This is a genomic window from Mesorhizobium sp. B1-1-6 (assembly GCF_006443035.1).
Classification (GTDB): domain Bacteria; phylum Pseudomonadota; class Alphaproteobacteria; order Rhizobiales; family Rhizobiaceae; genus Mesorhizobium.
Genome location: NZ_VFWR01000001.1, coordinates 646833 through 673341, shown reverse-complemented (window position 1 = coordinate 673341; position 26509 = coordinate 646833). Strand labels below are relative to the sequence as shown.

Sequence of the window (26509 nt, the reverse complement as noted above, 5' to 3'; positions counted from 1 at the left end):
CCGGCTTTGCGGGTGAACCCGCTTGCCGTGCTTGACAGCTTGCTCAATCCGGACTTTCTGGAGCCTATGCGGGACGCGAAGCCGAACAAGGAAAAATCGCCGGCAAAAGCGGCATCGGCCGAGCGTCAGGCCGGCGTTCGCCGCACCGATGCGGCGCGCATTCCGGGTTCCAGCGTGCACACCTCGCTGGCCAGCGAAATCGGGCTCAGGATCGTGCGCGGCGACTATCCGCCCGGCACCATCCTGCCCAACGAAGCCAAATGGTCGGAGACCTTCAGCGTCAGCCGCTCGGCGGTACGCGAGGCGATCAAGATGCTGATGGCCAAAAGCCTGCTCGCCTCGCGCCCGAAGATCGGCAGCTGGGTCGAGCCGAAAGAACGTTGGAATCTGCTCGACCGCGACGTGCTTGCCTGGTACGCGACCTCGCCGGACCGCGAGGTATTTCTGAAGACGGTGCAGGAATTCCGCCACATCATCGAGCCGGAGGCATCCGCCTTTGCCGCCATGCGGCGGACCGACGAGCAGATGGCCGAAATCAGCCAGGCCTGCCGCGAGATGGGCGAGGCACCAAGCCTGCAGGAGCGCACCCGCGCCGACACGCGCTTTCATCTCGCGATCCTGCGGGCGTCTGGCAACGACCTGCTGGTGCCGCTCGGGGTGCTGATCGAATCCGCCTTCGACCATCTCTTCACCTATACGACGCGGGAACTCGACGATTTGCAGCACGCACAGAAGATGCATGAGGCGATCGAGAAGAACATCCGCCTGCAGCGGCCCGACGCGGCGCGTGCCGCGGTGCGCAAGCTGCTCGCCAACACAGACGGCGTGATCAGGTCACGATAAGCCGTTCCAGGAACCCGTCACGCGGCTTGCTGCCTACTCTTCCTTCTCACGTCCGAACGCCGCGCGCAGTTCGTCCTTGGCGTCCTCGAGCACCTTCTTCTGCTTCGCCGGCAGGTTCCTGCCGGCACGGTTGATGTAGAAGTTCAGCATCGACATGGCGGACTGGAACGGTTCGGCCTTGCGCCGGTCGCTGTGTTCGGCCGACCGCTTGAGCGAAGCCGCGATCTTCTTCGGGTCGTGGGATTCGAAGACATGGTCTTCGAGATCCATGGCATTGCTGTGCTCGGTCACCTCAGCCGACCATTTCCGTTTCGCGGTCATGGCAATCTCCTTCGCGTTGAGCCGATTGCAAAACGTCCTTCATCGTCGCACGTTCCGGTGAGCCCGGAACCGGCGAACCCTGGAACCATGGAATTACCCACGTGGCGCTGCTCGGCGCCGCGAATGCGCCGATAGTGGTGGAAGGACCGTCGGCCGCTAGGCCGCATGACCGCGACAATGGTCAATGTCGATGACGGAATGGGAAACAGCTTGGCCTCGATCTTCTCCTCACCAGCAGCCGGCAATGCGGTCGTCGACAGCTCGCATGCATGGATACGGCTGGCGGTGTCGATGCTTTTGTCGACAGTCGGCGGCGTCGGCATGTGGGCCGTGGTCGTGGTGCTGCCGGCCGTGCAGGCCGAGTTCGGCGTCGACAGGGCCGACGCCGCTCTGCCCTACACCGCGACCATGGTCGGCTTTGCCGCCGGAAACGTTCTGGTCGGGCGCGCCATCGACCGTGTCGGCTACTGGATCCCGGCGCTTGTTTCCTCGATGGCGCTGGTTGCCGGCTTCCTGCTGGCGGCGCTGTCGACCTCGATCCTGCAGTTCACGCTCGCCCAGGGCCTGCTGATCGGGGTCGGTACATCGGCGATCTTCGGGCCGCTGATCGCTGACATCTCGCACTGGTTCAACCGCCGGCGCGGCGTCGCCGTGGCGGCGGCCGCGGCCGGCAGCTATCTCGCCGGAACGATCTGGCCTACCGTCATGCCACCCCTGATGAAGGCGGAAGGCTGGCGCTTCACCTATGTGGCCATCGGCATCTTCTGCCTGGCGACCATGGTGCCGCTGGTGCTGATGCTGCGGCGCGGCGCCCCGATCGCGGCCGCCGGTTCCGCGGGCAGCCGGCTGGTGCAGCCGATCTCGTTGTCGCCAACGGCACTCCAGGTGCTGCTCGTCATTGCTGGTCTTGGCTGCTGCGTGGCGATGTCGATGCCGCAGGTGCATATCGTGGCCTATTGCATGGATCTTGGCTACGGCGTCGCGCATGGCGCCGACATGCTGTCGATCATGATGGCGGCCGGCGTGGTCAGCCGCGTGGCTTCGGGCTTCGTTGCCGACCGCATCGGCGGAGTGAAGACCCTGCTTATCGGCTCGGTGCTGCAATGCCTGTCACTGTTCTTTTACATTCCCTTCGACGGGCTTGCCTCGCTCTATGTCGTTTCGCTGGTCTTCGGCCTGTCGCAGGGTGGCATCGTGCCCTGCTATGCGATCATCGTGCGGGAATACATGCCCGCCAGGGAGGCCGGCCAACGCGTCGGCATCGTCATCATGGCGACCATTTTCGGCATGGCGATCGGCGGCTGGATGTCGGGCTGGATCTACGACCTGACCGGCTCCTACGCCGCCGCATTCCTGAACGGCATCGCCTGGAACCTGCTGAACATCCTGGTGATGGTGCTGGTGCTTTGGAAGGCAAGACGCGGCGCGACGGCGATGGCCTGAGGCAAAGCGGAAGCACTCGCCCGCAAGCGCCTCGGCTTGACAACGGGCCGGGGCTGCGCGACGCCAGAGGTGAGTGGTGCGGCACAGGCTGGTGAAATGGCGACAGCAACGTCGATCGTATTGCGGCAGCGCCTTGGCGGCCACGCACCGCATGGAGCCTGTCCTTGATCAAGCCGCGCTCGCGCCGAGGCGGCGGCCGCCCGACCATATCAGACGTCGCGCGCAAGGCGGGCGTGGGCGCCATCACCGTGTCTCGTGCTTTGCGCGAGCCGGAGCGGGTCTCGCAGGACCTGCGCCGCCAGATCCAGGCCGCCGTCGACGAGCTCGGTTACGTGCCGGATCCCAACGCGCGGGCGCTGGCCTCGGCCCGCGCCGAGGTGTTCGGCGTGCTGGTGCCGTCGCTTACCAACAACGTCTTTGCCGAGGTGGTGCGTGGCATCTATGACAGCCTGTCGGATAGCGCCTTCCGCATCCAGCTCGGCAACACCCACTATTCCGGCCTCGAGGAAGAACGGCTGCTGCAGGTGTTCGGGCCGCAAAGGCCGGCGGCGCTGATCGTGGCCGGCATCGACCAGACTCCGGCCTCGCGAAAACTGCTGGAGAACGCAGGCTGCCCGGTGGTGCAGGTCATGGAAACCGGCCCGGATCCGGTCGATATGATGGTCGGCTTCTCGCATCTGGACGGGGGCAGGGCGGCGACTGAGCATCTGCTCGAAGCGGGTTACCGCCGCATCGGATTCATCGGCGCGCGCATGGATCCGCGCTCGCAGCGGCGCTTGGCCGGATACCGCATGGCAGTGGAGAAAGCCGGCCTGTTCGATCCACGACTGATCACCACCACGCCGGTGCCGTCCAGTGTGACGCTGGGACGCGAACTTTTCCGCGACGCGCTGGCCAAGATGCCGACGCTCGACGGCGTATTCTGCAACAATGACGACATCGCGCTAGGCGCGCTGTTCGAGTGTCATCGCGCTTCGATCGGTGTGCCCAAGAGGATCGGCATCGTCGGCTTCAACGATCTCGACATGATGCAGGTGGCGTTTCCCTCCGTCACCAGCATCCGCACGCCCCGCTACGAGATCGGACGGCGGGCAGTGGCCATGGCGCTGGCGGCGATAGGAGGCGAGCCTCCGCAGCAGCGCGTCGTGGATCTCGGTTTCGAACTCATGCGCCGCGAGAGCACGGCGCGCTGAACACGCTTTCGCGATCAAGAGAAAGGGCGCTTTACACAACGTTCATGGTAGCGCTACCGTCGTCGTCGGACAGGAAAGAGAAATGCAACGGTACGGCGCCTGTCTATTATACATAAGCGACAACTAATTCTTGTTTATTATGTATAATATGCTATTTTCCCAGCAACCTGGGAACGACGGGGGAGGAGGCATCGCATAGACCATTGGCCATCGGAAAGGCAGGTACGGCAAGGCAGGAGGAGCCGGAGCCGACCGTGCGAAATTCACATCGCGAAACGACGTCAGAATTACAAAATGGGAGGATTATCGATGATCAAGTCACTGGTAGGTGGCATCGTTGCCGCCAGCGCATTCGTCATGCTCAACTCGGCCGCCATGGCCGCCGGCCCCGAGATCGTGCCGGGCCCGGCCGCCCAAGCCGACTGCTTCGCGCCTTGGAGCGCGGACACGAAATTCTTCAAATATCCCAAAAAGGAAGGCCCATACCGCATCGCCTTCGCCAATGGCTATATCGCCAACACCTGGCGCATCCAGATGGTGCAGACCGCAAAGGCCTATGCCGCCCAGCCGGACGTCAAAGCCAAGATCAAGGAATTCAAGGTCGTCTCGACCGGCGAGGACGTGCCGGCGCAGATCTCGGCGATCAACAACTTCATCGATTCCGGCTATGACGCGATCGTCACCGACGCGCAGAACCCGACTGCTTTCGGCCCGGTCATCAAGCGCGCCAAGCAGGCTGGCATCGTGCTGGTCGCCTTCGACAACATCCTCGACACCAAGGATGCCATCAACGTCAATGTGGACCAGAAGGGCCTCGGCGAATTGTGGGCCAAATGGCTGGTCGCGAAGGTGCCGAATGGCGGCAAGATTCTCGAAGTGCGCGGCGTTGCCGGCACCTCCGTCGATACCGATCGCCACAACGGCATCCACGAGGTGCTCGACGCTTCCGGCAAGAAATGGGACGTCACCGAAGTCGCCGGCAAGTGGGACGACGGCGTGGCACAGAAGGTCACCGCCGACGCGATCGCCACCAACGGGCCATTCGACGGCATCACCGGCCAGGGCGGCGACACCGGCATCGTGCAGGCGATGATCGATGCCAAGCATCCGTTCGTGCCCTTTGGCGGTGAAACCGAAAACGGCTTCCGCAAGTTCTGCGCGGCGCATTCGGCCGACGGGTTGAAGTGCTCTTCCGCGGGCTCGGGCCCGGCCCAGGTCGCCGTCGCCATCAAGACCGCGATTGCAGCGCTCGAAGGCGAAGTGGTGCCGCAAGAGGTGAAGCTGCCGCTGGCGATCGCCGAAGATCCGAACATGAAGGAAGGCACGGATTACTTCCCGAAAGAGTCGGACAATTTCTTCGTCGGCAACTCCTTCCCAACCTGCGGCATCAACTTCAGCGCCCAGGAAATCATGGGTCAGACCAAGGAAAATCAGTAGTTTCCAGTGGGTATCGTTTCGGCGCCGCGGCTAAGCCGCGGCGCCGGTTCTTGAATGTTCGAGCGCCCTGGGAGGGTTGATGGACGGTGCGGCTCCGCTCTTGCGCATGGAAGGCATATCGAAGCGCTATGGCGGCGTGCGGGCGCTGGAGAAGGCCGACCTGTCGGTCGAGGCCGGCAGCATCCACGCCATCCTCGGCGAAAACGGCGCCGGCAAGTCGACGCTGATCAAGATCATGGCGGGCGTCGTTGCGCCCGACGAGGGCCACATGGTGCTGGACGGGCGAGAGGCGACCTTCGCCTCGCCGGGCGCCGCGAACAAGGCCGGCATAGTTTGCATCTTCCAGGAGTTGTCGCTGATTCCCGAACTCAGCGTCGCCGACAACATCGTCATATCCGATCCGCCGAAACGCTTCGGCATGATCGACCGCAAGGCGCAGCGGCGCATCGCCGAGGACGCGCTGGCGCGTGCGGGAGCATCCGACATTCATCCGCTGGCGCTGGTCAAGGACCTGCCGCTGTCACGCCGGCAGATGGTCGAGATCGCCAAGGCATTGGCCAGGAAGCCACGCATCCTGATCCTCGACGAGGCGACCTCGGCACTGACGGCGGCGGATGTGTCGAAGATCTTCGCCGTGCTGAAGCGGCTGCGTTCGGAAGGGCTGGCGCTGCTCTACATCTCGCACCGCATGAACGAGATCGCCGAATTGGCGGACCAGTGCACGGTGTTCCGCAACGGCCGCAATGTCGCCAGCTATCCCGCCGGCTCGAAGAGCGACAGTGAAGTCGTCGAACTGATGATCGGGCGCGAATACAGCCATATCTTCCCGCCCAAGCCGACATTCGCGCCGGCCACCACCGCGCCGGTGCTCGAAGCCCGCAAGCTCTCCTGGACGGATCGCCTGCACAACATCTCGCTGTCGGTCAGGGCAGGCGAGGTGGTCGGCCTCGGCGGCCTCGACGGGCAGGGCCAACGCGAATTGCTGCTCGCTTTCTTCGGCGTCCTGCGTGGCCTTTCCGGCCAGATCCTGGTCGACGGTAAGCCAGTGGGCATCGCCAGCCCCGCCGCCGCACGCGAGAACGGCATCGGCATGGCGCTCATTCCCGAGGATCGCAAGACCGAAGGCCTGATGCTGCCGATGACGGTGCGCGAGAACCTGTCTTTCGCCGCACTCGACCGGCTGTCGAAAGGCGGCATAATAGACCGCGCCGCCGAGCAGCGGCTTATCGACGACATGGTCGGCCTGCTGGCGATCAAGACGGCCGGCCTCGACATTCCGGTCGGCGCGTTGTCGGGCGGCAACCAGCAGAAGGTCGTCATCGCCAAATGGCTGATGCGCCAGCCGCGCATCATCCTGCTCAACGATCCGACGCGCGGCATCGATGTCGGCACCAAGCAGGAGCTGTATCAGCTGATGCGCAAGCTGGCGGACGCGGGGGCGGCAATCCTGTTCTATTCGACCGACTATGACGAGCTGATCGGCTGCTGCGACCGTGTGCTGGTGCTCTATGACGGGGCGGTCAAGCGCGAATTGGTGGGCGCCGAAATCACCGAACGGGCTCTGATATCAAGCGCGCTCAACATGCCTGGCGGGGATAGCCCGGTGAACCGGGGAGCGAACGCGTGAAAGGGATTTTGGCGTGAAGGATTGGCGCTACTGGTTGGCGGAGCAGCGCGGAACGCTGCTGGCGCTTGGCATCTTCATCGTCATGTTCGTCATCTACACCGCGAACCATCCGGCCGGCTTCACCGCCAATGTCGTGCAGACGGCGGCCAACAAGGGCGTGCTGCTGGCCTTCGTCGCCATGGCGCAGACGCTGGTGGTGATCACCGCGGGCATCGACCTTTCCGTCGGCATGATCTTCCTGTTGACCAACTGCCTGGCCTCGTGGCTGGTGGTGGGCACGCCGGTGCAGACGGCGCTTGGCGTGTTGGCGGTACTGGCCGTCGGACTGCTGTGCGGGGCGATCAACGGCGCCATCGTCATCTACGGGCGGCTGCAGCCGATCGTCGCCACGATCGCCACCGGCGCGGTCTATTATGGCATCGGGCTTCTACTGCGGCCGTTCCCGGGCGGATCGGTCAACGAGGATCTGGCTGACGCGCTGACGGGCCGTGTGTTTGACGTGGTGCCGGCCAGCATGGTTGTGCTCCTGGCCGTCGTGTTGGTGATCTGGGTGCCGTTCAGCCGTTCGGTGCTTGGCCGCGCGGCCTATGCGGCAGGGTCGTCGGAAATGGCGGCCTACATGTCAGGCGTGCCCATCCGGCGCGGCAAGTTCGCAGCCTATACGCTGGCGGGGCTGCTGGCCTCGATCGGCGGCCTGTTCCTGACGTTCTTCACCTATACGGGCGAAGCGGCCTATGCCAGCGGCAACTCCTACACGCTGTTTTCCATTGCCGCCGTGGTGCTGGGCGGCGTCTCGCTGTTCGGCGGCAAGGGGAGTGCCATTGGCGCGATCTTCGGCGCGCTCGCCTTCCGCACCATCGGCGATCTGTTGTTCGTCTTCGATTTCGATCCGCTGTGGCAGCCGCTGTTCCAGGGCGTTATCCTGCTGATCGCCGTCAGCCTCGGCGCCTTCGCCCTGTTTCGAGTCCGCAACCGGCTGGAGTGGTTCCTGTGAGCGAGACGACATTGGGCGGCATTGCCGGCCGCATGCCGAAATTCATTCGCCGCGCCGACCCCGCGGTGTTGACGGCCTTTGCCTGCATCGTGGTCCTGCTCCTGCTGGGCAGTCTTTATTCGCGCAGCTTCCTGTCGCCTGAATATCTCTTGCAGCAGCTCAAGGTGGCCTCGTTTCTCGGCGTCATCGCCACCGGCATGATGCTGGTCATCCTGCTCGGCCAGATCGATCTGTCGGTGCCGTGGTCGGTGGCGGCGGGCGCGATGATGGCTTGCGCCGCTGCCGCGTATGGCCCGGCCGGCGTTGCGTTGGCCATTCCATTCGGCATCCTGTGCGGGGTGCTGATCGGCATCGTCAACGGCATCGGCGTCGCCTATCTGCGCATTCCCTCCATGATCATTACGCTCGCCACAAACGCCGTCGCGCAAGGGCTGATGGTGGTCTACACCGGCGGCTTCTCGCCCCAGGATTCGGCCACCGGCGCCATGCGCTACCTGGCCACCGGCTTTGCCATTCCGGGAGTTCCCAACGCGGTCATCATCTGGGCGCTGATCGGCGCCGCGATGGTGTTCGTTCTGACCCGCACCGGCTTTGGCCGCACCGTCTACGGCATCGGCAACCGCGAGCGTGCCGCCTACCTCTCCGGCATCGACACAAGGCGCGTGGTGATGATCGCCTTTGCCGTCTCCGGCGGGCTCTCCGCCTTCGGCGGGGTGCTGCTTGCCGGCTACGCCTCCAAGGCGGCGCAGTCGATGGGCGACGCCTATCTCCTGCCGTCGATCGCGGCCGTCGTGCTGGGCGGCACCTCGATCCTTGGCGGGCGCGGCTCCTATCTCGGCACTGTCGCCGGCGTCATCCTGATCACGCTCCTGCAATCCATACTGTCGGTCATGCAGATGCCGGAGGCGGGTAGGCAGATCATCTACGGCGTCGTCATCGTCGCCATGCTGCTGCTCTACGGCCGCGCGCCGGCAAGCCGCTAGACCATCGTGGCGGAAAGGACAGTTCAATCGCCGACAGGCACCAACGGGCCGGCGCCGGTCATCGTGGCAATGGGCGTCGCCGGCTGCGGCAAGTCGGCCGTCGGCATGGCGCTCGCGGAGAGACTGGGCGCCGTCTTCATCGAAGGCGACCGGCTGCATCCATCGGAAAACGTCGCACGCATGGCCAGAGGCGAGCCGCTGACAGACACTTTGCGCGAGGGATGGCTCGATGCGATCGGCGAGCGCATCGCGGCCTCGGCCGGCAAAGGGCAGGGCGTTGTCGCCGCCTGCTCGGCGCTGAAGCGAAGCTATCGTGAACGACTGCGCGGCTTCCGCCGTGACATCGTCTTCCTTTACCTGGAGATCGATCCGGCCATGGCGAGGCTGCGGGTCGCCAGCCGCAAGGGCCATTTCATGCCGGCAAGCCTGGTCGACAGCCAATTCGCCATTCTCGAGCCACCGGCGGCGGATGAGCGGGCGCTGACGCTCGATGCGACGCGCCCGATCGCCGACCTCGTCGCCGAGGCGGTGCGCATGACGCGGCGGTTCTGAACCTTGATCGGCGCCATACCGGCATGCGACTTACGCCGGCAAGTGCGGCGCATGCGCAGGATCTAGATCTGCGACGTCAACTCGACCGGAAAATCATCATTGTCGGCATCGCGCATGGCGGCAAGGCTGCGGTTGTCCAGCACCTCGGCGATTGCCTGGCGCACCTCGAGCATCATGTGCCGGACCTGGCACGTCGCTTCGTCGCAATCCTCGCAGCGCTGATACTGCGTGCGGCTGGCGCATGGGATCGGCGCCAGCGGCCCGTCCAGCACACGCACCACATGGCCGATCTTGATCTCCGAGGCCGGGCGGGCGAGGCGATAGCCGCCTTCCTTGCCTTTGCGGCTCTGGACGAAGCCGGCATTGCGCAGCTCGCCCAGAATGGCATCGAGGAATTTTTTCGGGATGTTGTTGGCGACCGCGATGTCGTTGACGAAGGCCAATTGGCCAGCCGGCAAGCCGGACAGATGCACGAGGGCCTTGAGGCCGTATTTGCCTTTTTTAGTCAGCATGCCCGAGTCAACCCATGAAGCCCCAACAATCCGCATCTGGCGGCTGTTTGTGTGCAAATGATGACGGGGCTTGTGGAGCGCTGCCGTTTCGCGAACAAGCCGATTTGTCGGCACGTTAGGCGCAAACGCGTTGATTCTTCGTAACCTTTTGCGCGGCTGGCGTCGTATTTGCCATATTTTGCCGCAAACGACGAAAGCCGGCAAAGCGCCGGCTTTCCTGATTTGCTTATCGTAACGTGCTATCGCGCCGCGAAAACCTTATCGGCTGCCATAGGCCTGGTCGAGCAGGCCGCCGGCGGCGAAATGCTCTTTCTGGATGTTGTCCCAGCCGCCGAAGACGTTTTCCACCGTCAGCAGGCGCACGTCCGGGAAGTCGGCCTTGTGTTTGGCGGCGACGGCCGTGTCGCGGGCGCGCAGGCCATTGTCAGCGGCGATGTCCTGCCCTTCGGGCGTATAGAGGAAATCGAGATAGCTTTTGGCCAGATCACGCGTGCCATGTTCGTCGGCGACCTTGTCGACGATCGCCACCGGGAATTCTGCCAGCAGGCTGACGGAAGGCGTGACCTGCTCGAATTTGTCGTCGCCATACTCCTTGCGGATGCCGCGGGTTTCGGATTCGAACGTGATCAGCACGTCACCGATCTCGCGCTGCACGAAAGTGGTGGTGGCTGCGCGCCCGCCCGTGTCGAAGATCGGCACGTTGTTGAACAACTTGGTGATGAATTCCTTCACCTTGGCGTCGTCGCCCTTGAAGGCCTCCTTGGCGTAGGCGGTCGCCGCCAGATAGGTGTAGCGCGCATTGCCCGAGGTTTTCGGGTTGGGGAAGATCACCTGCACGTCGTCGCGCACCAGGTCGTTCCAATCCTTGATGTGCTTGGGGTTGCCCGCCCGCACCAGGAAGGACGGCAGCGAATAGAAGGGCGAGGCGTTGTCGGGAAAATCCTTCTGCCAGTCGGCCGAGACGAGGCCCTTCTTGACCAGGAAGTCGATGTCGGTGACCTGGTTGAAGGTGACGACATCAGCGCCGAGCCCTTCGGCGATGGCGCGTGCCTGAGCCGAGGTGCCGGCATGCGACTGGTCGATGCTCACGCCCGGGTGCTTCTCGATGAATGCCTTGTTGACCTGGACGAACAGTTCGCGGCCGACGTCATAGGAGGCGTTGAGCAGCTTGTCGGCAGACCAGGCTTGGGAAGATGCGAGGAACAGGCCGGCGACGGTGGCGACGCCGAGGAGAAATCGCTTCATGAAATAAGGCTCCGTGTAGTGCTTAATCACCTCACCATAGTCCTGCGCCAGTTGCCCGACGAGGCACGTGCAATAGTTTCGCGGTGCCACCGTAAGAAAAAATGTCGTCATGAACGCTGTCATTAGAATTTTGTTCCGCCCAATATGCATATACAAAGGAGGCAACCATGCCCCAACACCGCCATTCAACAACGCGGCCGTCGAAGGAGGCGAAGCTGTTTCGCAATAACCGCAGCCAGGCGGTGCGCATTCCTGTCGAGTTCGAGCTCCCCGGCGAGAAGGGTCCTGATCAGCCGTGAAGGCGACCGCCTTGTCATTGAGCCGATCCGCAAAGCTGGGCTCGGCGCGTTGCTCGCCCAATGGGCAAACGAGCCGCCGCTCGGCCCCGAGGACGATCTTCCCGAATCAATGATGCGCCAGTCGAATCCGAGGACATTTTTTGATGCGGTTCATGCTGGACACCAACATCATCAGTGACATGATCCGAAATCCGGCTGGCAAAGCCGCCAATGCAGTGGACCGCGAGGGAGACGACGCCATTTGCACAAGTATCGTGGTTGCCTCGGAATTGCGATATGGCTGTGCCAGGAAGGGATCAACCAAGCTGCTCAAAAAAGTCGAGCAATTGCTGGCTGAGATTCCGGTCTTGCCGCTCGATGTGCCGGCGGATGCAGAGTATGGCGCCCTTCGTGCAGAACTGGAGGCCGCCGGCCAACCCATTGACTATACGACCTTTTTATTGCTGCGCACGCCTGCGCTGTGGGCATCACTTTGGTAACGGCCAATACGGGCGAGTTCATCCGAATCCGCAACCTCAAGATCGAGAACTGGCTGGAGTAGTGCTCGGTCTAATATCAAGCAGCCGGAAACAGCTTCCAGCGGCCCGGGCGGAATGCTACCCGGCTCTTCTGGGCCGCGGGATGGTCGACGGGCAGCTCGATCTCGACGCGCTGGCGTTCGCCGCCGATCTCGAGTTCCACCCGGCGGGTGCCGGCGACGCGGCGGCTGGCGACCACCGTGCCGGCGATGCAGCCAGAGCAGCCGCTCAGCAATTCGACGTCGTGCGGGCGGAAGTACAGCCTGGCATTGCCGCTGGCGGCGTCCGGCGCCGACAGCCCGATCGGGCGATCGGCGAGCCAGACCTCGCCATTCTCGACCTTGACGGGAAGCGAGCTCGATTCGCCGATGAAGCCATAGACGAAAGGCGAGTTCGGCCTGTCATAGATGTCATCGGCGGTGCCGACCTGCTCGATGCGGCCCTGGCTCATCACCACGACGCGGTCGGCAAGCTCCAGCGCCTCTTCCTGGTCGTGGGTGACGAAGACGGTGGTGTGGCCGGTGGCGTCATGGATGTCGCGTAGCCAGCGGCGCAGTTCCCGGCGCACCTGCGCATCGAGCGCGCCGAACGGCTCGTCGAGCAGAAGCACTTTGGGTTCGATCGCCATGGCGCGCGCCAGCGCGACGCGCTGGCGCTGGCCGCCGGAAAGCTGCGCCGGATAGCGCTTCTCCAGGCCCGAGAGCTGGACCAGGTCGAGCAGCTCGGAGGCGCGGCGGCGGATCTCCTGCGCCGGCGGCCGCGTCGAGCCCTGCCGGACCTTGAGGCCGAAGCCGATATTGTCCGAGACCGTCATGTGCCGGAACAGCGCGTAGTGCTGGAAGACGAAGCCGACATTGCGCTCCTGGATCGATTTGTGCGAGGCGTCCTCGTCGCCGAAGAAGATCTTGCCGCGCGTCGGCCGCTCCAGCCCGGCAATCAGCCGCAGCAGCGTCGTCTTGCCCGAGCCCGACGGCCCCAGCAACGCGATCAGCTCGCCCGACTTGATGTCGAGCGACACGTCATGGAGCGCGGGAAACCGCTCGAACTCCTTGCGCACATTGGCAACGCGAACTTCCATCAACAGTCCCTTTGTAGTGGCTGCATGCCGTTATCCCAAAACCGGTTCCCGCTTTTGGGCGACATTAAATCCTTGGTCATGCATGTCGTTATCCCAAAACCGGTTTCCACTTTTGGGCGACATGCATCAATGTCCACGCGCCGCGGCGATCTCGGCGCCGTAACGCATCTCGAGCAGTGTCTTCAGGACCAGCGTCACCAGCGCCAGGCCGGCCAGCAGCGAGGCGACGGCAAAGGCGCCGACGGCGTTGTATTCATTGTAGAGGATTTCGACATGCAGCGGCATGGTGTTGGTCAGGCCGCGTATATGGCCCGACACCACCGAGACCGCGCCGAACTCGCCCATGGCGCGCGCATTGCACAAGAGCACGCCGTAAAGCAGCCCCCATTTGACGTTGGGCAGCGTCACATACCAGAAGGCCTGCCAGCCATTGGCGCCGAGCGACAGCGCGGCCTCCTCGTCGCCATTGCCCTGCTCCTGCATCAGCGGGATCAGCTCGCGGGCCACGAAGGGGAAGGTGACGAAGATGGTGGCCAGCACAATGCCGGGCACGGCGAACAGGATGACGATGCCATGTGCCTTCAGCCAGGCGCCGAGCAGCCCCTGGGCGCCGAACAGAAGCACATAGACCAGGCCCGAGATGACCGGCGAGACCGAGAACGGCAGGTCGATCAGCGTGGTCAGGAAGGCCTTGCCCTTGAACTCGAACTTGGCGATCGCCCAGGCGGCCGAGATGCCGAAGACGACATTGAGCGGCACCGAGATCGCCGCCACCAGCAGCGTCAGCCGGATCGCCGAGCGCGTGTCGGTATTGCCGAGCGCTTCGGTGTAGGCGCCGACGCCCTTGGCCAAGGCTTCGTTGAAGACGATGATCAGCGGCAACAGCAGGAAGATGCCGAGGAAGGCGAAGGCGATCGCCATCAGCACGGCCTGCGCCGGGCGGCTTTCGGTCACCGCCGCCGAGCGGCTGTCGTGATGCGGCTCGTAGGATTTGATCTCCGGATCAGCCATAGCGCTTGCGGCTCCATGTCTGCGCCAGGTTGACGATGAGCAGCATCAGGAACGACAAGGCCAGCATGATCGCGGCGATGGCGGTCGCCGCCGGGTAATTGTACTCCTCCAGCCGGATGACGATCAAAAGCGGCGCGATCTCGGACTTGTAGGGCAGGTTGCCGGCGATGAAGATGACCGAGCCGTATTCGCCGACGCCGCGCGCGAAGGCCAGCGCGAAGCCGGTGACGATGGCCGGCGCCAGGCCCGGGAACAGCACCCGGGTGACGATCTGGAAGCGGCTGGCGCCGAGCGTGGCGGCGGCCTCCTCCACCTCCTTGTCGATCTCCTCCATGATCGGCTGCACGGTGCGCACGACGAAGGGCAGGCCGATGAAGACCAGCGCGATGACGATGCCGAGCGGGGTGTAGGCGACCTTGAGCCCAAGCGGCAGCAACAGCTTGCCGATCCAGCCATTCGGTGCGTAGAGCGTGGTCAGCGCGATGCCGGCCACCGCCGTCGGCAGCGCGAAGGGCAGGTCGACCATGGCATCGACGATGCGGCGGCCGGGAAAGCGGTAGCGCACCAGCACCCAGGCGACCAGCGTGCCGAAGACGACATTGACGGCGGCCGCGACAAAGGCAGTGCCGAAGCTGATCTCCAGCGCGTTGATGGTGCGGCGGTCGGTGGCGATCGCCCAGAAATCGGTCCAGCCCAGCGCCGCGGAGCGCCAGATCAGCCCCGACAGCGGAATGAGGATGATGAGGGTCAGGTAGGCAAGCGAGAAGCCGAGCGTCAATCCGAAACCCGGAATGACGCTCGGCTGTCGAAACCGCCAACCCGCCCGAGCGGGTGCTGTGATCATATCGTCCTGAATATCGACTGCTTACTGGGGCTTGTAGATCTGGTCGAATATACCACCATCGCCGAAATGGTAAGGCTGTGCTTTCTTCCAGCCGCCGAATTGTGGGTCGTCGATGGTGACCAGCTTGATCGGCGGTAGCTTGGCCAGGTCCTCTGCCGGCACCAGATCGGGCTTGGCCGGACGATAGTGGTTCTTGGCGATGATCGTCTGCGCTTCCTTGGAATAGAGCCAGCCCAGATAGGCTTCGGCGACCTTGCGCGTGCCCTTGGCATCGACATTGGCGTCGACCAAAGCGACCGGCGGCTCGGCCAGGATCGAGGTCGGTGGATAGACGATATCGAAATTTTCGGCACCGAACTCGTCGAGCGCTAGATAGGCCTCGTTTTCCCAGGCAATCAGCACGTCGCCCAGGCCCTTTTGCGCGAAGGTCACCGTCGAGCCGCGCGCACCGGTATCGAGCACCGGAGCGTTGGCATAGAGCTTGCCGACGAACTCCTTCGTCTTGGCCTCGTCGCCACCGTCATTGGCGTTGGCATAAGCCCAGGCGGCGAGATAGTTCCAGCGTGCGCCGCCCGATGTCTTCGGGTTGGGCGTAATCACCTGGACGCCGTCCTTGACCAGGTCGTTCCAGTCGTGGATGCCCTTGGGGTTTCCTTTGCGGACGAGGAAGATGATGGTCGAGGTGTAGGGTGCCGAATTGTTCTCGAATTTCGTGCGCCAGTCCGGATTGATCTTTTTCGACTTGGAGACGATGGCGTTGATATCGCCTTCGAGCGCCAGCGTCACCACGTCGGCGTCGAGGCCGTCGATCACGGCCCGGGCCTGTGCGCCCGATCCACCGTGCGACTGCTGGATGGTGACCGTTTCCCCTGTCTCGGCTTTCCAGTGAGCGGCGAAGGCCTCGTCATAGGCCTTGTAGAGCTCGCGTGTCGGATCGTATGACACGTTGAGAATGGTGGTATCGGCGAACGCGAAACCGAGCGTGCCGAACTGGACAGACGTGGCGACCAGTGCGCCGAGCAGTCTCCTGAAACGAGGTTTGGTCATTTCTGCCTCCGTTGAACCCGCGTCAAATCTACCGAATTGGTAGAATTTAGATGCATTAAATGTTGCCTTTTTTGTTGTTTTGGAGAAAATCTTGGACCTGATTTCGCGGTGCGGAGAAACATTTTCCTCAAACGTCCGCTGGCGAATCCCCATCGACCTATCTAGGAACAAGCGGGGCCGAAGCAAGGCTGTGGCATTTGGTCGGCACGCTATCCGGCTGGACTGGGAAATCGAAGCGCTGCTTGGCGGAGGGATCGTGGTTCAGCGTGAAGGTGCCGCCATTCGCGTGCATAGTTCTTGAATCCGGCCGAGTGCATCGCGCCGAGCAGCAGCTTGCGGTTTGCCGTCGCTTCGCTTGCGGTACAGGAAAATTGTCCGTTCCGGCGTAACGGATATCCTGGCGGATCGAGGGGCCGGCAACGCGGACGAAGTCGGCGGGCAGGGCGTCGGCGCGGGCTGGGAGGAGATTGCGGGTAAAGGAACTGGCGTCGCGAGTATTGTCGCGAGGCGCCGTACCTCAGGCGAAGAAGCGCAATCCCTGAATCGCTTGCGCAATCTTATTCAACAAACACCTTCACACTTGCCGCGCGTCCCGCCGCATCGATTACGGTCAAGGTCGAGTAGCCGGTGCCGTCCGGTTGCCATGTCGCGGTGCGCCGGCGGTCGATGCCGGTCAGCGGCTTGCCGTTGGCCAGCCAGCGGAACGGGGCGCGCCCGCCTTGCAGCTTCAGTACCAGCGGCGAGGCGTCGGCCGAGTTGGTGGCGAGATCGACGCGGGCGCCGTCGGGCGGAAAGATAATGGTCGGCGCGGGCTCTGTGGGGGTCGAGGCCTGAACCAGGCCGTCGGACCCGGCGCCGAAGCGGGCAAGCGTCACAGGCAGGTCGTTGCGTCGAGGAGTGAAGGCGCCGGGGGGCTTGCCCGGCAGCGGCACGGTGGCGAGACCCGAGCGGACAAAGCCCTCGAACAGAATTGGGGCCGCCGACACATAGCCGGACAGGCCAGGCACCGCGCCTGCATCGGCCCGGCCGACCCAGACGCCCAGCACGTAACGGCCGTCGAAGCCGACCGACCAGGCGTCGCGGTAGCCATAGGAGGTGCCAGTCTTGTAGGCGATGCCGCGCTGCAATGCACCCTCGGGCGGCTTGACGCCCGACAGAATGTCGATGATTTGCCAGCTCGCCTGGTCATCGAGGATGGTCGCGGTGGTGCGCTCGGCATCGGCCGGCTCTGTGCCATCATGCAGCGTGTGCGTCTTGCCGCCATTGGCAAGGCCCGTATAGAGTTGGACGAGATCGCGCAACGTGACGCCGACGCCACCGAGGCCGATGGCCAGGCCCGGCGCCTCGTTGACCGGCAGGATCGGGTTTACCCCAGCCTGGCGGAATCGGGCCGTCAGCCGCGCGGGACCGACCGCGTCGAGCACGCGGATCGCCGGCACGTTGAGCGACAATTGCAGCGCCTCGCGGATGCTGACGTCGCCCTGATAGCCCATATCGAAATTCTTCGGCCGGTAGCCGCCGAAATCGGCCGGGCTGTCCTCGATCAGCATTTCCTGCGCCACCAGTCCCTGTTCGAAGGCAAGACCGTAGATGAATGGCTTCAGCGTCGAGCCGGGCGAACGCACGACCTTGGTCATGTCGATCCAGCCGGAGCGGCTGGCGTCGAAGAAATTGGCCGAGCCGACTTCGCCCAGAATATCGCCGGTGCGGGAATCGGCCAGCACCATGGCGACGGAGAGACGCGCCCCAAGCTTGGCGGCGGCGTCGCGCGCTACCTGTTCCAGCCCTTCCTGGACGCTCTTGCGGATCGTCAGCTTGAGCGGCTGGCCGGGAACCGCCTTGGGCAGCATCGCATAGGCGGCGTGCGCGGCGAGCGCCGGCAAGCTACGGCGCAGGCCAGACACATCGTCGAGCGCGGCGCGCGCGGCCTCGCGTTCGCCAAGCAGGCCAGCCGAGGCCATGCGGGACAGCACGCGGTCGCGGGCGGCGTGCGCGATCGCGAGGTTGCGGTCGGGCCGGCGCTTCTCCGGCAGCTGCGGCAGGGCGACGAGAAGCGCGGCTTCCGAGACGGTGAGCCGCTTCGGCTCCTTACCGAAATAGGCGAGCGAAGCGGCGCGCACGCCTTCGAGATTGCCGCCATAGGGCGCCAGCGTCAGATAGCGTTCGAGGATCTCGTGCTTGGACAGCCGCCGCTCGATCTGGATGGCGCGCAGCATCTGCTTGAGCTTGGAGCCGAGGCTGCGGCTGTCGCGCGGCTCGATCAGGCGGGCGAGTTGCATCGACAGCGTCGAGCCGCCGGACACGATGTGGCCACTGGTGGCGAACTGGCCGGCGGCGCGGGCAAGCGCCAGCACATCGACGCCTTCATGGTTCCAGAAGCGCTTGTCCTCATAGGTGACCAACATGTCGACGAACTGGTTGTCGACCTGGTCGAGGCGGGTTTCGAGCCGCCAATAGCCGTCAGGCGTGGCGAAGGCGCGCAAAAGCTGGCCGTCGCGGTCCTGGACTTCCGTCGAGACGGTAAGCTTTTCAGGAAGCGGAGGCGGGAAGGCGCGGTCGAGCTGCCACAGGGTAGCGGCGGAAACAGCAATAACAGCCACCAAGGAGGTGCTAGCGATAGCCGCGCGGCGCAGGAATTTTCTTGAGGGCATGGCGCTGCCCCTCATCCGCCTGCCGGCACCTTCTCCCCGCATAGTGGCGGGGAGAAGGGAGCTGTCGCAATCGTCGGCGCCTTTTCTGTAACGTTGAAAATTGGCGAAAGCCTTGGTGCAGGCCCCTTTCTCCCCGTCACTAAACGGGGAGAAGGTGCCGGCAGGGCAATGAGGGGCAGCGCAAACTTCACGTTCATGTCCGCCTCGACACCTTACGGCGCCTTGACCTCCATCATGCCGGTGGCGGTGCGGGCCGAATATTGCGGCCGGTACATATCCTCCACCGTTGCGGCCGGATGGGCGTAGATGCCCGGCGTCACGGCGCGCACGACATAGGCGAGCGTCAGATTGTGGTCGTGGTCGCCGTCGCTGGGGTTGAAGGCGGCGACGAAACGGTCGTCGCGGAATTCCAGATGCGCGGCGTCGGTCTGCGCCAGCCAGGAGAAGTTCGACAATTGCGCGCTGGAGACCAGGCCGGGATTGTCGATCTCGAAGCCGGCCGGCAAAAGGTCGGTAATCAAAAGGCGCGAAGGCCAGTTGTTCTGTTCGTTGACCTTGAGCACGACGACATAGCGTTCGTTCTGGGTTGCCTCCGTCACATTGGCTTCGGTGCCGTCGAGCTTGTAGTAGGTGCGCTCGATAGTGAAGCCGTCACCTCCCGCCGGCAAGGGCTGTACCGGCGACGCCACGGTGGTGACGACGGCCTGCAGCGGGGTCTTGCCGGTGTTGGCGATGGTGAGCGGGCTGTCGGCCAGATCACTGCCGTTGACCTGGCTGGAATAGCCGCCGGAATGCGGCGCGCCATTGACGGAAAGCGTGATCGAATCATTGCCTTCCTTCAGTGCCCGGGCCGCCAGCAGCATCCAGGATTCATCCTGGGTGCTGGTCCAGCGGACCTCGGCGCGTTGTTTGGTCACCAGCTTGATCAATTCCGGCACGATCGTCGGCGCCGGTTTTGATTCCGCCGCCAGCGCCAGCATCGCGGCGCCGTCCCGCAGCGCCGAGCCATAGTCCGACCGATAATAGTCATAGTCCGTGCTCGACTTGGCGAGCCGCAGCGCCGTCTGGAAGGTCGCTTCCGAACGCTGGGCGTCGCCATAGAGCGCCAGGCTCGCCGCCAGCTGGGCGACAGCCATCGGGCTGGTGAAGGCCTCGAGCTGGGTGTCCGCGTAATAGCGCAGATCGCCGATCGAGGCCTTCTTGTTGCGGGCGAGCACATAGAGCGCGTAGGCGATCTCGCTGCCGCGGTCCTGGACGTCCTGATCGTACCCAAGCGAGTTCTGAAGATTGCCCAGTGCCTGGTTCATGGCGAGCGCCGGCACGTCGTATTTCTGCTCGCGCGCCCTGGTCAGGAAGTCGGTGACATAGGCGTCGAGCCACAGATCGCCGGAGCCCGGGCCCCACAGGCCGAAGCTGCCGCCCGAAGCCTGGTAGCTCAGCACCTTGTAGATCGCGTCCTGGATGCGGCCACGCAGCTCGGGATCGCTCTCCATGCCGACGCCCGAGGCCATTTCGTTGACATAGAGCAGGGGCATCGCCCGGCTGGTGGTCTGCTCGGCGCAGCCATAGGGATAGCGGTCGAGCGTCATCAGGAGCGAAGGCACATCGAAGGCCGCCGCCTGCGAAACGCCGACACTGACCGAAGCGCCGTCGAGCAGGCTTGCCGCCAAAAGCTCCTTGTCGACGCGCAGCGCGCCGCCATCGCCCTTGAGGTCGACCACCATGCGGGTGGTGACCGGCAGTTGTGCCGGACGGACCGGCACGTAGAACGTCTGCTCGACCTTGGTGCCATCGGCGTGCGCTAGCTTGATGGTGAGCGAGGCATTGCCTGCCGTCTGTGCGATCAGCGGCACGGTCAGGGTCTGGCGCTTGCCCTGCGCTAGCGTCAGTTTCTGGGGCAGGGGCTTGTCGCCCGTCGAGAGGTCCCCCGTCGTGTCGATCGACAGCGCATAGTCGCCGGCCGGACCGTCGGTGTCCGCAATGTCGAGCCGCATGACGGCGGCGTCGCCGGGCGCCAGGAAGCGCGGCAGGCCGGCGGTGATCACCACCGGATCGCGCACGATCACGTCCGACTGGGCGCGGCCGACCGCTTCCTTGGTCCAGGCGACGGCCATGACGCGAACCGTGCCGTTGAACTGCGGAATATCGAAGTCGACGCGTGCTTTGCCGTCGGCATCGAGCTGCACCGGGCCGGAGAAGAAGGCGACCAGCTTTTCGGTCGGCGGACTGCCCTGCGCCTGCATGTTGGCGCCGTCGCCGCCGGTCCTGAGCTTGCCCATAGTGCCGAGAGAGCCGTCGATCAGGCGGCCATAGAGATCACGGATTTCCATGCCCAGCATGCGCTGGCCGAAGAACCAGTTCTCCGGGTCCGGCGCCTTGTAGTTGGTCAGGTTGAGGATGCCGACATCGACAGCGGCGACAGTGACATAGGCATTGCTGCCCGGCTCCACGCCGGCGACCGCGACCGGGATCGACAGCTGTTGGCGCGGCATGGTCTTGTCCGGCGGGGTGAGGGTGACGGCAAGCTTCTTCGAGCCCGGGTCGACCTTCAGCCATTTCACGCCGATGGCGCGGGCCGGCATGCGGCTTTCCTGCGCGTCGCCAGGTCGGAACAGGGTTGCCGTGACATAGGCGCCGGCGCCCCAGTCGTCGCCGACCGGGATGTCGACCGTGCCCCCGCCGGCCGGCACCGACGCCGTGACGGTCTTCAACAGCTTGTCGGAACCGATGTTGACCAGAAGTTCGCCGGCAAAGTGCGGCGAGACTTTGAGCCTGGCCACTTCGCCGGCGGCATAATTGTCCTTGTCGAGGGCGATCTCGAGACCATCAGGCGTTTCGGTGGTGGTGGAGGAGACATACCAGCCGCCATCGAACTCATAGCTGGTCGCGGGTCCTTCCGGATCCGCCGTCTCGACCTCGAGCCGGTAGCGGCCCCAGTCGACCGGGATCGACACTGTCGCCTCGCCGTCGGCGCCAAGGTCGACCTGGCCATTGGCGATCGATTTGGTGAAGGTGACGGGTTCGTAATTCCATGAGTTGTTGGAGCGGTACCACTGGTAATTGCGCTCGACCTTGACCAGCGACCATTGCGCACCTTTCAGCGCCTCGCGCTGGCCGTCGGGGTCGACGGCGATCAGGCTGAATTTCGCCGTGCCGCCCTGCGGCACTTCATCATCGGCAAAGTCCGGCCGGATGCCGATCATGTGGCCTTGCGGGCGGATGCCGATATTAAGCGAGCGCTCGATTGCGCGGCCGCCGGTCTCACGCATACGGACCGTCACCTTGGCGTCGATGAGCTTCGTGGTCGACGGCAGTTGCTCGACGGAGACCGGGAAGGTCGCCTTGCCATCCTCGCCGACCACCGGAAGATCGGTGAACGGGGTGACGGTCGGTTCCGACGACTGCTCGTCGGCAAGGCCAAAGGAATAGCCGTTGAAGCGGTCCCAGTCACGCGCGGTCGACAGGGTCAGTTCGCCTTCGAGCGCGAGGCCAGCAGCCGGTGCGCCATAGAGAAAGCGGCCGTCGACGGTGATGTTGGCGGTTTCGCCCTGCGCGATCTCCTGCTTGTCGGCCTTCATGTCGAATTCGATGCGGTCCGGCACAAAATCCTCGACCAGGAACATCTGGCTGGCGACGGCCGGTTGCTTGGGATCGGTATAGATCGATACCGACCAGGTGCCGCGCATGGCGTTTGGCTGGAGCGGCAGATCGACGGCGTGCCCGCCGGCTGACGCGCCATCGCTGACGACGCGGCGATCCTCGACGCCGTCCGGGCGCGAGAAGATGAAGGTCAGCGGCAGGTTCTCGACCGCCTTGGCGGCGCCGTCACGGGCAAGAGCCGCAACATGCACCTCCTCGCCGGCGCGGTAGATGCCGCGCTCGGTCCAGGCGTAGACATCGAGCGCGCCCGGCGCTGCGCGTCCAGTGACGCCGCGGTCGGACAGGTCGAAACCGGCGCGGGCCATGTCGAGGAAGACAAAGTCGTTATCGCCCTGCCTGGCCATCAGCACGGCCGGCACCATGCCGCCGTCGCCGCGCGTCAGGCCGGGATTGAACACGGCATGACCATCGGCACCCGAAGTCGCGGTGCCGAGGATCTCGTTGTTGCGGGCAACCAGCGTCAGTTCGGCGCCCGCTATCGGCTTGGCGCTGCCCAGCGAACGGGCATAGACATTGAGCCCGTCCTGACCGGTATAGGTCGAGAGGCCGATATCGGAAACGACGAACCATTGCGTGGCCATCGAGTTGTAGTCGTCGCTCTTCTCGCTGACAGCCTGGGCAGTCAGCACATAGACGCCGGGCTTGCGCCGCGGCAGCGCCTCGTCGACCGGGAAGGAGGTGGTGACCTCCTTGTTCAGGTCGTTGGCGATGTCGAGCTGGCCTTCCCAGACCGGCTCGCCCATCTGCTCGGAAATGTTTGAGATGTCGTAGCTGTCGAGCTGATGCAGGAACTGGTAGCCGGACAGAAGCTGGGCCAGCGAGCGGTCGCCGATGCGATAGAGCTTCATCTCCGCGGCGTTCATGTTGACGGTGACGACGGGGATGCCGCGGCGCGCACCGGCCGGCAGCACGAAGCTGTCGCCGGTGAAGCGGGCCGAAGGCGCACGGTCCTGCACGTAGATCGACAGCACGACGGGCGCGGCGGTCACTTCGCCGATGGCGGCCGGCAGGCCGGCGCGGAAGGTCACGTCATAATGCTGGCCGTGTTCCAGTCCTTCGACGCAAATCTGCTTGTCCTTGGCTTCAACGCCTTTGGGCGGCTGGTTGTCGACGGTGACGAATTGTGCGTAATCGACGCCGGTCTTGACCAATTCCTCGGAGAATTGGGCGCAGATGCGCGGGGCGCTGGTGTCGGCATCGACGGTGTGGTCGATGACGCGGAAACCCTTGCGAGCCTTGAGATCGGAATAGTCGGCCTGGACCGCAGGCGAAGGTACCAGGGCAAGGCTGGCTTCATAGGCCTGCAGGGCGGGGCGATAGAGGTCGCGCTTGTCGAGGCCGGAGCCGATGAGCGCCAGCGTCTCCGCCCGCGTCCTGGCTGTACGCAGGAGCTTGTAGGCATTGAAGGCGGCCGACGTACCGTTTGCCGGCAAGGTGGAGGCCTCGGATGTGTTGGCCGCCGGCTGCACGGCAAGCGTTTCGCGCGCCAGGTTGAGCCAGAGTTGGCCATCGTCGGGCATGACAGAGACCGCGGCCTCGTATTTCTGCACGGCAGTGCGATGATCGCCGGTGAGCACCGCCTGCTCGGCCGCCGTGGTCAGCGCGGCCATGCCCTCGGTCGGCCTGTCATAGGCCGGGCCGAGCAGCCGGTTACGGTATTGCTGGGCCTGGTCAGCCATCCAGTTGGGGAAGAAGGCGAGTTCCGGCGGCGCGCCGATGTCGGGGTCGCCGTCGATATTGACGACCTTGCCCGCGACCGCGCCGTTGAAGGGCTTCAACTGGTTATAATCGGATTTGAGGAAGCACCATTTGGCCCTGGTGTTATAGGTGAAGGCGCGGCAGGCGGGATCGCCCAGGCAGGTGGTCTTGCATTGATCGAGCGTGACGTTCTGGTCGGACCGGAGGTCGAAACCGAAATAGTCGGAATTGTCGGTCGTTGCGACTCGCCGTGCTTCGGCCGCTTGCGCGACGTTACCCCAGGCCAAGACATTGGCCCAGGCGAAGAAGAGAAGGATCAGGAAAGACAGACGACGAGCCGCGCGCATTGCCATAACACCCTCCAGACAATTTGCAGACGTCCGGGCATGTTCAAGCTTCACTCAGGCTTGTCAACATGAGGACGCGGCAGGGTTCCGCCTGCCAACGGTTTCCTTTCCGGCCAACAGCCGGTAGTACCTCCATAGGACAGGGGATCACGCATTCTTGCGGCAATGCAAAAGGTGTGAATTCCAAGCCCGTCCTATTTCAGACAATTGGATTGTGGCCCCTTTACGAGCGCTTCAGAACTTCATTCCAATTTTAGGTTTGTAAAGTAGGTTGTCTTAATGCCGGCGTATGAAAGGCAGATGTCAGGGGGTACCGAGCCAAAGCGCGTGCTTTCGCGCGCGCTGCTTCTGGCCGTGATCTGCTGCTCGCTGATCGCCGGGCTGGGACCGGCGGCCGCCTTCGAAATCTTCGGCATCAAGCTGTGGGGCTCATCGAGCGATGAGGATGCCGACATCGTCGATCCGATGCGCTACGCCGTGACCATCTCCGCGCCCGACGCCGACAAGGACCTGGTAAAAAAGCTCGAAAACGCCTCGGCGCTGAAGAGCGACGAAGACCATCCCGTCTCCGGCTCGCTCGGTCTGATGGCCAAGGCGCGCAGCGATCGAGAACAGCTTGTGGCGGCGCTCTACGCCGATGCCCGCTACGAAGGCGTCGTCACCATCACCATCGAGGGCAAGCCGCTGGACGAATTGCCGCCGGACGCCGAATTCAAGGGTCCGCAGCCCATTCCCGTGGCCGTCAACATCGCCGCGGGTCCCAAATTCACCCTCGGCGATATCCGGCTGGAGGGTGACGCCGCTGGACTGATGAGCGCCGATTACGGCCTGATATCGGGCGGCGACGCTGGGTCTGGCGCGGTGCTCAAGGCCGAGGCGCTGATCGTGCGCACGCTGAAGGAGCAGGGCAGGCCGCTGGCCGAGGTGACCAGCAGGCACATCGTCGCCGACCATGACACGTCGACCCTCGACGTGACGCTGATGGTTGCTGCCGGGCCAGTCGCCGGCTATGGCGCGACCACGGTGGAAGGCACCGAGAAGGTCGACCGCGACTTCACCGAATACATGACCGGGCTGAAACGTGGCCGGCAATACTCGCCTCAGGAGATCGACGATGCGCGCGACAGGCTGCTGGCGCTCGAGGTCTTCAACAGCGTGACTTTCAAGGAGGCCGACAAGCTCGATGCCGAGGGCAACATTCCGATCGGCGTCCAGGTCAGCGAGCGCAAGCCGCGTTATTTCGGGCTGGGCGGCACCTTCTCGAATACGGAAGGGCTGGGGCTGGAGGGGTATTGGGGCCATCGCAACCTGTTCGGCCGGGCCGAGAAGCTGCGCATCGACGGAGCCATCAGCGGCATCGGCAGCAATGACCTGTCCGAATTGAACTACAATGCCGGCATCATGTTCGAGAAACCCGGCGTGATCGGGCCGGCATCTAAATTCTTCGCCGGCATCAAGACCGTGCTCGAACATCCCGACGCCTACGACCATTTCTCGGTCAAGGGCAACACCGGCCTGTCCTATGAACTGACCAAGAACCAAACCGTTTCGGCCGAGGTCGCGCTCGACTATTCACGCATCCACGATTCCTTTGGCAAACATAAATACCTGATCGCCAGCATCCCGCTGCAATATGTCTATGACAACAGGGACGTCAGGCTGAACCCGACCAAGGGCTTCAGGTTGCTGGCCTATGCCGAGCCGAGCTACGACGTATTGAGCGGTGCCGCCTTCCTCAAGCTGAAGGGCGAGGGATCGGCCTATCAGTCGCTGGATACCGCTTCGAAATTCGTGCTGGCGGAACGTGTCGCACTTGGCTCGATCGTCGGCACCAGCCTGCAGAACGTGCCTGCCGACCGGCGTTTCTATTCCGGCGGCGGCGGCTCGGTGCGCGGCTATGCCTATCAGGGCATCGGCCCCAAGGATTTCACCGGCCAGCCGATCGGCGGCCTGTCCTTCTTCGAGACCTCGGTTGAAATGCGTATCGCCATCACCGACACGATCGGCATCGTGCCGTTCGTCGATGCCGGCACGGTATCGACCAAGTCGTTCCCCGATTTTTCCGACGTCAAGGTGGGCGCCGGTGTCGGCTTGCGCTATGTGACGCCATTCGGGCCGCTGCGTATCGACGCCGCCGTGCCGCTCAACCGCGACCCAGGCGACCCTCATTTCGGCATCTATGCCGGCATTGGCCAAGCGTTTTGAA

The 26509-nt window shown here is 64.0% G+C and carries 18 protein-coding genes and 2 pseudogenes; 11 read left to right on the top strand and 9 right to left on the bottom strand.

The window, feature by feature from the left end; all coding sequences use genetic code 11:
- Window positions 1-66: 66 nt before the first annotated feature.
- The gene (locus FJ979_RS03395) at window positions 67-843 is read left to right on the top strand and encodes a FadR/GntR family transcriptional regulator (RefSeq protein WP_140500153.1); all 777 of its coding nucleotides are present in this window, start codon (window positions 67-69) and stop codon (window positions 841-843) included.
- 33 nt (window positions 844-876) lie between these two features.
- On the opposite strand, the gene FJ979_RS03390 is transcribed toward FJ979_RS03395, so the two are convergent.
- The gene (locus FJ979_RS03390) at window positions 877-1164 is read right to left on the bottom strand and encodes a DUF3175 domain-containing protein (RefSeq protein ID WP_140521564.1); all 288 of its coding nucleotides are present in this window, start codon (window positions 1162-1164) and stop codon (window positions 877-879) included.
- A 198-nt stretch (window positions 1165-1362) separates the two neighbouring features.
- Between FJ979_RS03390 and FJ979_RS03385 the strand changes: the two genes are divergently transcribed.
- The 7 genes from FJ979_RS03385 to FJ979_RS03355 all read left to right on the top strand — a co-directional run bounded on the left by FJ979_RS03385 (window position 1363) and on the right by FJ979_RS03355 (window position 9393).
- Window positions 1363-2607, top strand: coding sequence for an MFS transporter (locus tag FJ979_RS03385; RefSeq protein WP_140500151.1), 1245 nt, complete (start codon window positions 1363-1365; stop codon window positions 2605-2607).
- A 164-nt stretch (window positions 2608-2771) separates the two neighbouring features.
- A complete protein-coding gene (locus tag FJ979_RS03380) occupies window positions 2772-3800 on the top strand; it encodes a LacI family DNA-binding transcriptional regulator (RefSeq protein WP_140499846.1) in 1029 nt (342 codons plus the stop codon).
- Between the two features lie 309 nt (window positions 3801-4109).
- Window positions 4110-5237, top strand: coding sequence for a sugar ABC transporter substrate-binding protein (locus FJ979_RS03375; protein WP_140515835.1), 1128 nt, complete (start codon window positions 4110-4112; stop codon window positions 5235-5237).
- Between the two features lie 79 nt (window positions 5238-5316).
- On the top strand, window positions 5317-6864 hold the full coding sequence (locus tag FJ979_RS03370; protein ID WP_140580040.1) for a sugar ABC transporter ATP-binding protein: 1548 nt from the start codon (window positions 5317-5319) through the stop codon (window positions 6862-6864).
- A gap of 13 nt (window positions 6865-6877) precedes the next feature.
- The gene (locus FJ979_RS03365; protein ID WP_140499841.1) at window positions 6878-7858 is read left to right on the top strand and encodes an ABC transporter permease; all 981 of its coding nucleotides are present in this window, start codon (window positions 6878-6880) and stop codon (window positions 7856-7858) included.
- Window positions 7855-8841, top strand: coding sequence for an ABC transporter permease (locus tag FJ979_RS03360; protein ID WP_140553852.1), 987 nt, complete (start codon window positions 7855-7857; stop codon window positions 8839-8841). The genes FJ979_RS03365 and FJ979_RS03360 overlap by 4 nt, the downstream gene beginning before the upstream one ends.
- A 69-nt stretch (window positions 8842-8910) precedes the next feature.
- Window positions 8911-9393: a gluconokinase gene (locus tag FJ979_RS03355; RefSeq protein ID WP_140516289.1), complete on the top strand. Its 483-nt coding sequence runs from the start codon at window positions 8911-8913 to the stop codon at window positions 9391-9393.
- Window positions 9394-9455: 62 nt separating this feature from the next.
- On the opposite strand, the gene FJ979_RS03350 is transcribed toward FJ979_RS03355, so the two are convergent.
- Both FJ979_RS03350 and FJ979_RS03345 read right to left on the bottom strand, forming a co-directional pair.
- Window positions 9456-9905 carry an Rrf2 family transcriptional regulator gene (locus tag FJ979_RS03350; RefSeq protein ID WP_013530871.1) on the bottom strand — a complete coding sequence of 150 codons (450 nt, stop codon included), beginning with the start codon at window positions 9903-9905 and terminating at the stop codon, window positions 9456-9458.
- Window positions 9906-10163: 258 nt separating this feature from the next.
- Window positions 10164-11150, bottom strand: coding sequence for a sulfate ABC transporter substrate-binding protein (locus FJ979_RS03345; protein WP_140499837.1), 987 nt, complete (start codon window positions 11148-11150; stop codon window positions 10164-10166).
- Between the two features lie 167 nt (window positions 11151-11317).
- Here FJ979_RS03345 and FJ979_RS03340 point away from each other — a divergent pair.
- A pseudogene (locus FJ979_RS03340) lies at window positions 11318-11593 on the top strand (antitoxin).
- A pseudogene (locus FJ979_RS03335) lies at window positions 11593-11990 on the top strand (type II toxin-antitoxin system VapC family toxin). Before FJ979_RS03340 ends, FJ979_RS03335 begins: the two co-directional pseudogenes overlap by 1 nt.
- A 14-nt stretch (window positions 11991-12004) precedes the next feature.
- Here FJ979_RS03335 and FJ979_RS03330 read toward each other — a convergent pair.
- The 6 genes from FJ979_RS03330 to FJ979_RS03295 form a co-directional block, all read right to left on the bottom strand.
- A complete protein-coding gene (locus FJ979_RS03330; protein WP_140580039.1) occupies window positions 12005-13045 on the bottom strand; it encodes a sulfate/molybdate ABC transporter ATP-binding protein in 1041 nt (346 codons plus the stop codon).
- Between the two features lie 126 nt (window positions 13046-13171).
- A complete protein-coding gene (gene cysW / locus FJ979_RS03325) occupies window positions 13172-14056 on the bottom strand; it encodes a sulfate ABC transporter permease subunit CysW (RefSeq protein ID WP_140580038.1) in 885 nt (294 codons plus the stop codon).
- Window positions 14049-14900 (bottom strand): sulfate ABC transporter permease subunit CysT, encoded by an 852-nt coding sequence (gene cysT, locus FJ979_RS03320; RefSeq protein ID WP_140580037.1) that lies wholly within the window; start codon window positions 14898-14900, stop codon window positions 14049-14051. Before cysT ends, cysW begins: the two co-directional genes overlap by 8 nt.
- 21 nt (window positions 14901-14921) lie before the next feature.
- Complete coding sequence (locus FJ979_RS03315) at window positions 14922-15947, bottom strand: sulfate ABC transporter substrate-binding protein (protein ID WP_140516694.1); 1026 nt, start codon at window positions 15945-15947, stop codon at window positions 14922-14924.
- A 557-nt stretch (window positions 15948-16504) separates the two neighbouring features.
- Window positions 16505-18598, bottom strand: coding sequence for a penicillin-binding protein 1C (gene pbpC, locus FJ979_RS03305; RefSeq protein WP_140580036.1), 2094 nt, complete (start codon window positions 18596-18598; stop codon window positions 16505-16507).
- A 212-nt stretch (window positions 18599-18810) separates the two neighbouring features.
- Entirely contained in the window at window positions 18811-24309 is a 5499-nt protein-coding gene (locus tag FJ979_RS03295) for an alpha-2-macroglobulin family protein (protein WP_140580035.1), read from the bottom strand.
- Window positions 24310-24582: 273 nt separating this feature from the next.
- Between FJ979_RS03295 and FJ979_RS03290 the strand changes: the two genes are divergently transcribed.
- Entirely contained in the window at window positions 24583-26508 is a 1926-nt protein-coding gene (locus tag FJ979_RS03290; protein ID WP_140580034.1) for an autotransporter assembly complex family protein, read from the top strand.
- Window position 26509 lies beyond the last annotated feature (1 nt).

Coding starts and splice junctions, on each gene's coding strand:
- FJ979_RS03395 (WP_140500153.1), top strand. CDS start 67: ATGCGGGACGCGAAGCCGAACAAGGAAAAATCGCCGGCAAAAGCGGCA.
- FJ979_RS03390 (WP_140521564.1), bottom strand. CDS start 1,164: ATGACCGCGAAACGGAAATGGTCGGCTGAGGTGACCGAGCACAGCAAT.
- FJ979_RS03385 (WP_140500151.1), top strand. CDS start 1,363: ATGGGAAACAGCTTGGCCTCGATCTTCTCCTCACCAGCAGCCGGCAAT.
- FJ979_RS03375 (WP_140515835.1), top strand. CDS start 4,110: ATGATCAAGTCACTGGTAGGTGGCATCGTTGCCGCCAGCGCATTCGTC.
- FJ979_RS03370 (WP_140580040.1), top strand. CDS start 5,317: ATGGACGGTGCGGCTCCGCTCTTGCGCATGGAAGGCATATCGAAGCGC.
- FJ979_RS03355 (WP_140516289.1), top strand. CDS start 8,911: ATGGGCGTCGCCGGCTGCGGCAAGTCGGCCGTCGGCATGGCGCTCGCG.
- FJ979_RS03350 (WP_013530871.1), bottom strand. CDS start 9,905: ATGCTGACTAAAAAAGGCAAATACGGCCTCAAGGCCCTCGTGCATCTG.
- FJ979_RS03345 (WP_140499837.1), bottom strand. CDS start 11,150: ATGAAGCGATTTCTCCTCGGCGTCGCCACCGTCGCCGGCCTGTTCCTC.
- FJ979_RS03330 (WP_140580039.1), bottom strand. CDS start 13,045: ATGGAAGTTCGCGTTGCCAATGTGCGCAAGGAGTTCGAGCGGTTTCCC.
- cysW (WP_140580038.1), bottom strand. CDS start 14,056: ATGGCTGATCCGGAGATCAAATCCTACGAGCCGCATCACGACAGCCGC.
- cysT (WP_140580037.1), bottom strand. CDS start 14,900: ATGATCACAGCACCCGCTCGGGCGGGTTGGCGGTTTCGACAGCCGAGC.
- FJ979_RS03315 (WP_140516694.1), bottom strand. CDS start 15,947: ATGACCAAACCTCGTTTCAGGAGACTGCTCGGCGCACTGGTCGCCACG.
- pbpC (WP_140580036.1), bottom strand. CDS start 18,598: ATGCCCTCAAGAAAATTCCTGCGCCGCGCGGCTATCGCTAGCACCTCC.
- FJ979_RS03295 (WP_140580035.1), bottom strand. CDS start 24,309: ATGGCAATGCGCGCGGCTCGTCGTCTGTCTTTCCTGATCCTTCTCTTC.
- FJ979_RS03290 (WP_140580034.1), top strand. CDS start 24,583: ATGCCGGCGTATGAAAGGCAGATGTCAGGGGGTACCGAGCCAAAGCGC.